This is a genomic window from Pseudomonas sp. NY15372 (assembly GCF_048068215.1).
GTDB lineage: Bacteria > Pseudomonadota > Gammaproteobacteria > Pseudomonadales > Pseudomonadaceae > Aquipseudomonas > Aquipseudomonas guariconensis_A.
This window is the reverse complement of sequence record NZ_JBLUPY010000068.1, coordinates 1-5,380: the sequence shown is the minus strand read 5'-3', so window position 1 is coordinate 5,380 and position 5,380 is coordinate 1. Positions and strand designations below refer to the sequence as shown.

Sequence of the window (5,380 nt, the reverse complement as noted above, 5' to 3'; positions counted from 1 at the left end):
TCGTTTCACTGCTGAGTTCGGGATGGGATCAGGTGGTTCCAATGCTCTATGGTCGTCAAGAAATTCTGTTGCCAGAACGTCCAGATGGACATGCCAGCCAATTCGGATATGTGAAGTTGTGAGCCTACGAATTTTCGGGTCTTTCGTCTTCACCACCACAATTTGGCGTACCACTGATTCAACAGCAGGCTCAAATTGCTTGGGTGTTATATGGTCAAGCCTCACGGGCAATTAGTATCGGTTAGCTCAACGCCTCACAGCGCTTACACACCCGACCTATCAACGTCGTAGTCTTCGACGGCCCTTTAGGGGATTCAAGATCCCAGTGAGATCTCATCTTGAGGCAAGTTTCCCGCTTAGATGCTTTCAGCGGTTATCTCTTCCGAACATAGCTACCCGGCAATGCCACTGGCGTGACAACCGGAACACCAGAGGTTCGTCCACTCCGGTCCTCTCGTACTAGGAGCAGCCCCTCTCAAATCTCAAACGTCCACGGCAGATAGGGACCGAACTGTCTCACGACGTTCTAAACCCAGCTCGCGTACCACTTTAAATGGCGAACAGCCATACCCTTGGGACCGGCTTCAGCCCCAGGATGTGATGAGCCGACATCGAGGTGCCAAACACCGCCGTCGATATGAACTCTTGGGCGGTATCAGCCTGTTATCCCCGGAGTACCTTTTATCCGTTGAGCGATGGCCCTTCCATACAGAACCACCGGATCACTAAGACCTACTTTCGTACCTGCTCGACGTGTGGGTCTCGCAGTCAAGCGCGCTTTTGCCTTTATACTCTGCGACCGATTTCCGACCGGTCTGAGCGCACCTTCGTACTCCTCCGTTACTCTTTGGGAGGAGACCGCCCCAGTCAAACTACCCACCATACACTGTCCTCGATCCGGATCACGGACCTGAGTTAGAACCTCAAGGTTGCCAGGGTGGTATTTCAAGGATGGCTCCATGAGAACTGGCGTCCCCACTTCAAAGCCTCCCACCTATCCTACACAAGCAAGCTCAAAGTCCAGTGCAAAGCTATAGTAAAGGTTCACGGGGTCTTTCCGTCTAGCCGCGGATACACTGCATCTTCACAGCGATTTCAATTTCACTGAGTCTCGGGTGGAGACAGCGCCGCCATCGTTACGCCATTCGTGCAGGTCGGAACTTACCCGACAAGGAATTTCGCTACCTTAGGACCGTTATAGTTACGGCCGCCGTTTACCGGGGCTTCGATCAAGAGCTTCGCTTGCGCTAACCCCATCAATTAACCTTCCGGCACCGGGCAGGCGTCACACCCTATACGTCCACTTTCGTGTTTGCAGAGTGCTGTGTTTTTAATAAACAGTCGCAGCGGCCTGGTATCTTCGACCGGCATGGGCTTACGGAGCAAGTCCTTCACCCTCGCCGGCGCACCTTCTCCCGAAGTTACGGTGCCATTTTGCCTAGTTCCTTCACCCGAGTTCTCTCAAGCGCCTTGGTATTCTCTACCCGACCACCTGTGTCGGTTTGGGGTACGGTTCCCAGTTATCTGAAGCTTAGGAGCTTTTCTTGGAAGCATGGCATCAACCACTTCGTCGCCTAATGGCAACTCGTCATCAGCTCTCGGCCTTGAAATCCCGGATTTGCCTAAGATTTCAGCCTACCACCTTAAACTTGGACAACCAACGCCAAGCTGGCCTAGCCTTCTCCGTCCCTCCATCGCAATAACTGGAAGTACAGGAATATTAACCTGTTTTCCATCGACTACGCTTTTCAGCCTCGCCTTAGGGACCGACTAACCCTGCGTCGATTAACGTTGCGCAGGAAACCTTGGTCTTTCGGCGTGCGAGTTTTTCACTCGCATTGTCGTTACTCATGTCAGCATTCGCACTTCTGATACCTCCAGCAAGCTTCTCAACTCACCTTCACAGGCTTACAGAACGCTCCTCTACCGCATCACCCTAAGGTGATACCCGTAGCTTCGGTGCATGGTTTGAGCCCCGTTACATCTTCCGCGCAGGCCGACTCGACTAGTGAGCTATTACGCTTTCTTTAAAGGATGGCTGCTTCTAAGCCAACCTCCTAGCTGTCTAAGCCTTCCCACATCGTTTCCCACTTAACCATGACTTTGGGACCTTAGCTGACGGTCTGGGTTGTTTCCCTTTTCACGACGGACGTTAGCACCCGCCGTGTGTCTCCCATGCTCGGCACTTCCAGGTATTCGGAGTTTGCATCGGTTTGGTAAGTCGGGATGACCCCCTAGCCGAAACAGTGCTCTACCCCCTGGAGTGATACATGAGGCGCTACCTAAATAGCTTTCGAGGAGAACCAGCTATCTCCGAGCTTGATTAGCCTTTCACTCCGATCCACAGGTCATCCGCTAACTTTTCAACGGTAGTCGGTTCGGTCCTCCAGTCAGTGTTACCTAACCTTCAACCTGCCCATGGATAGATCGCCCGGTTTCGGGTCTATACCCAGCGACTAAACGCCCTATTAAGACTCGCTTTCGCTACGCCTCCCCTATTCGGTTAAGCTCGCCACTGAATATAAGTCGCTGACCCATTATACAAAAGGTACGCAGTCACCTAACAAAGTAGGCTCCCACTGCTTGTACGCATACGGTTTCAGGTTCTATTTCACTCCCCTCTCCGGGGTTCTTTTCGCCTTTCCCTCACGGTACTGGTTCACTATCGGTCAGTCAGTAGTATTTAGCCTTGGAGGATGGTCCCCCCATGTTCAGACAAAGTTTCTCGTGCTCCGTCCTACTCGATTTCACTGGCAAGAGATTTTCGTGTACGGGGCTATCACCCACTATGGCCGCACTTTCCAGAGCGTTCCACTAATCTCAAACCAGCTTAAGGGCTGGTCCCCGTTCGCTCGCCACTACTAAGGGAATCTCGGTTGATTTCTTTTCCTCAGGGTACTTAGATGTTTCAGTTCCCCTGGTTCGCCTCTTGCACCTATGGATTCAGTACAAGATACCTAGGTTATCCTAGGTGGGTTCCCCCATTCAGAGATCTCTGGATCACAGTCTGTTTGCCGACTCCCCAAAGCTTATCGCAGGCTACCACGTCTTTCATCGCCTCTGACTGCCAAGGCATCCACCGTATGCGCTTCTTCACTTGACCATATAACCCCAAGCAATCTGGTTATACTGTGAAGACGACATTCGCCGAAAATTCGCATGTTGCTCAGTTACGAGCAGAACTCACAAATTTTACCTTAGCCTGACATCACACCAGTGAAAGTGCGTGTCAGTCTATCTATCACATATCCGAATTTTTAAAGAACGATCTGACAAAAGTCAGAAATCAACATTCACACCGGAATGTTCATTTCTAAGTTCTGCAGGTAACCGCGAATCACAAAGCAAATGGTGGAGCCAAGCGGGATCGAACCGCTGACCTCCTGCGTGCAAGGCAGGCGCTCTCCCAGCTGAGCTATGGCCCCGTCGTCTCTGCACCCAGCGAATGGTAGGTCTGGGCAGATTTGAACTGCCGACCTCACCCTTATCAGGGGTGCGCTCTAACCAACTGAGCTACAGACCTATAACAGGGTCGCGTTACAGCATCGTCTTCTTCAAGGAATCAAGCAATTCGTGTGGGAGCTCATCAGCAGGCTGATGTCTTCGATTAAGGAGGTGATCCAGCCGCAGGTTCCCCTACGGCTACCTTGTTACGACTTCACCCCAGTCATGAATCACACCGTGGTAACCGTCCTCCCGAAGGTTAGACTAGCTACTTCTGGTGCAACCCACTCCCATGGTGTGACGGGCGGTGTGTACAAGGCCCGGGAACGTATTCACCGCGACATTCTGATTCGCGATTACTAGCGATTCCGACTTCACGCAGTCGAGTTGCAGACTGCGATCCGGACTACGATCGGTTTTGTGAGATTAGCTCCACCTCGCGGCTTGGCAACCCTCTGTACCGACCATTGTAGCACGTGTGTAGCCCAGGCCGTAAGGGCCATGATGACTTGACGTCATCCCCACCTTCCTCCGGTTTGTCACCGGCAGTCTCCTTAGAGTGCCCACCATAACGTGCTGGTAACTAAGGACAAGGGTTGCGCTCGTTACGGGACTTAACCCAACATCTCACGACACGAGCTGACGACAGCCATGCAGCACCTGTGTCAGAGTTCCCGAAGGCACCAATCCATCTCTGGAAAGTTCTCTGCATGTCAAGGCCTGGTAAGGTTCTTCGCGTTGCTTCGAATTAAACCACATGCTCCACCGCTTGTGCGGGCCCCCGTCAATTCATTTGAGTTTTAACCTTGCGGCCGTACTCCCCAGGCGGTCAACTTAATGCGTTAGCTGCGCCACTAAAATCTCAAGGATTCCAACGGCTAGTTGACATCGTTTACGGCGTGGACTACCAGGGTATCTAATCCTGTTTGCTCCCCACGCTTTCGCACCTCAGTGTCAGTATCAGTCCAGGTGGTCGCCTTCGCCACTGGTGTTCCTTCCTATATCTACGCATTTCACCGCTACACAGGAAATTCCACCACCCTCTACCATACTCTAGCTCGCCAGTTTTGGATGCAGTTCCCAGGTTGAGCCCGGGGCTTTCACATCCAACTTAACGAACCACCTACGCGCGCTTTACGCCCAGTAATTCCGATTAACGCTTGCACCCTCTGTATTACCGCGGCTGCTGGCACAGAGTTAGCCGGTGCTTATTCTGTCGGTAACGTCAAAACAGCAAGGTATTAACTTACTGCCCTTCCTCCCAACTTAAAGTGCTTTACAATCCGAAGACCTTCTTCACACACGCGGCATGGCTGGATCAGGCTTTCGCCCATTGTCCAATATTCCCCACTGCTGCCTCCCGTAGGAGTCTGGACCGTGTCTCAGTTCCAGTGTGACTGATCATCCTCTCAGACCAGTTACGGATCGTCGCCTTGGTGAGCCATTACCTCACCAACTAGCTAATCCGACCTAGGCTCATCTGATAGCGTGAGGTCCGAAGATCCCCCACTTTCTCCCGTAGGACGTATGCGGTATTAGCGCCCCTTTCGGAACGTTGTCCCCCACTACCAGGCAGATTCCTAGGCATTACTCACCCGTCCGCCGCTGAATCAAGGAGCAAGCTCCCGTCATCCGCTCGACTTGCATGTGTTAGGCCTGCCGCCAGCGTTCAATCTGAGCCATGATCAAACTCTTCAGTTCAATACTGCTTGGGTTTTTAAGAAACCCTAAACTTGGCTCAGCAATCTCAAATGACTATGTGATTTCTCGCATGGCCACTTGTGATGCTGATAATCTTGGCGACGATCAGTCCGTACTCACAAGCACCCACACGAATTGCTTGATTCGATTGTTAAAGAGCGATTTGGTTAAGAGCGTTGTCTCAACCGAGGCCGCGCATTCTACGCTTTCCTCAAAGTCTGTCAAGCGTTTATTT

Annotated in this window: 2 tRNA genes and 3 rRNA genes; all 5 read right to left on the bottom strand. The window is 52.1% G+C overall.

The window, feature by feature from the left end:
• Positions 1-60, bottom strand: a 5S ribosomal RNA gene (gene rrf, locus ACNFG0_RS22710); the annotation flags it as partial.
• A gap of 150 nt (positions 61-210) precedes the next feature.
• Positions 211-3,103: ribosomal RNA gene (locus tag ACNFG0_RS22705) — 23S ribosomal RNA — on the bottom strand.
• Between the two features lie 246 nt (positions 3,104-3,349).
• Positions 3,350-3,425 (bottom strand) — tRNA-Ala (locus tag ACNFG0_RS22700).
• A gap of 21 nt (positions 3,426-3,446) precedes the next feature.
• Positions 3,447-3,523: transfer RNA gene (locus tag ACNFG0_RS22695), tRNA-Ile, on the bottom strand.
• Positions 3,524-3,608: 85 nt separating this feature from the next.
• A 16S ribosomal RNA gene (locus ACNFG0_RS22690) occupies positions 3,609-5,145 on the bottom strand.
• Between the last annotated feature and the right edge of the window lie 235 nt (positions 5,146-5,380).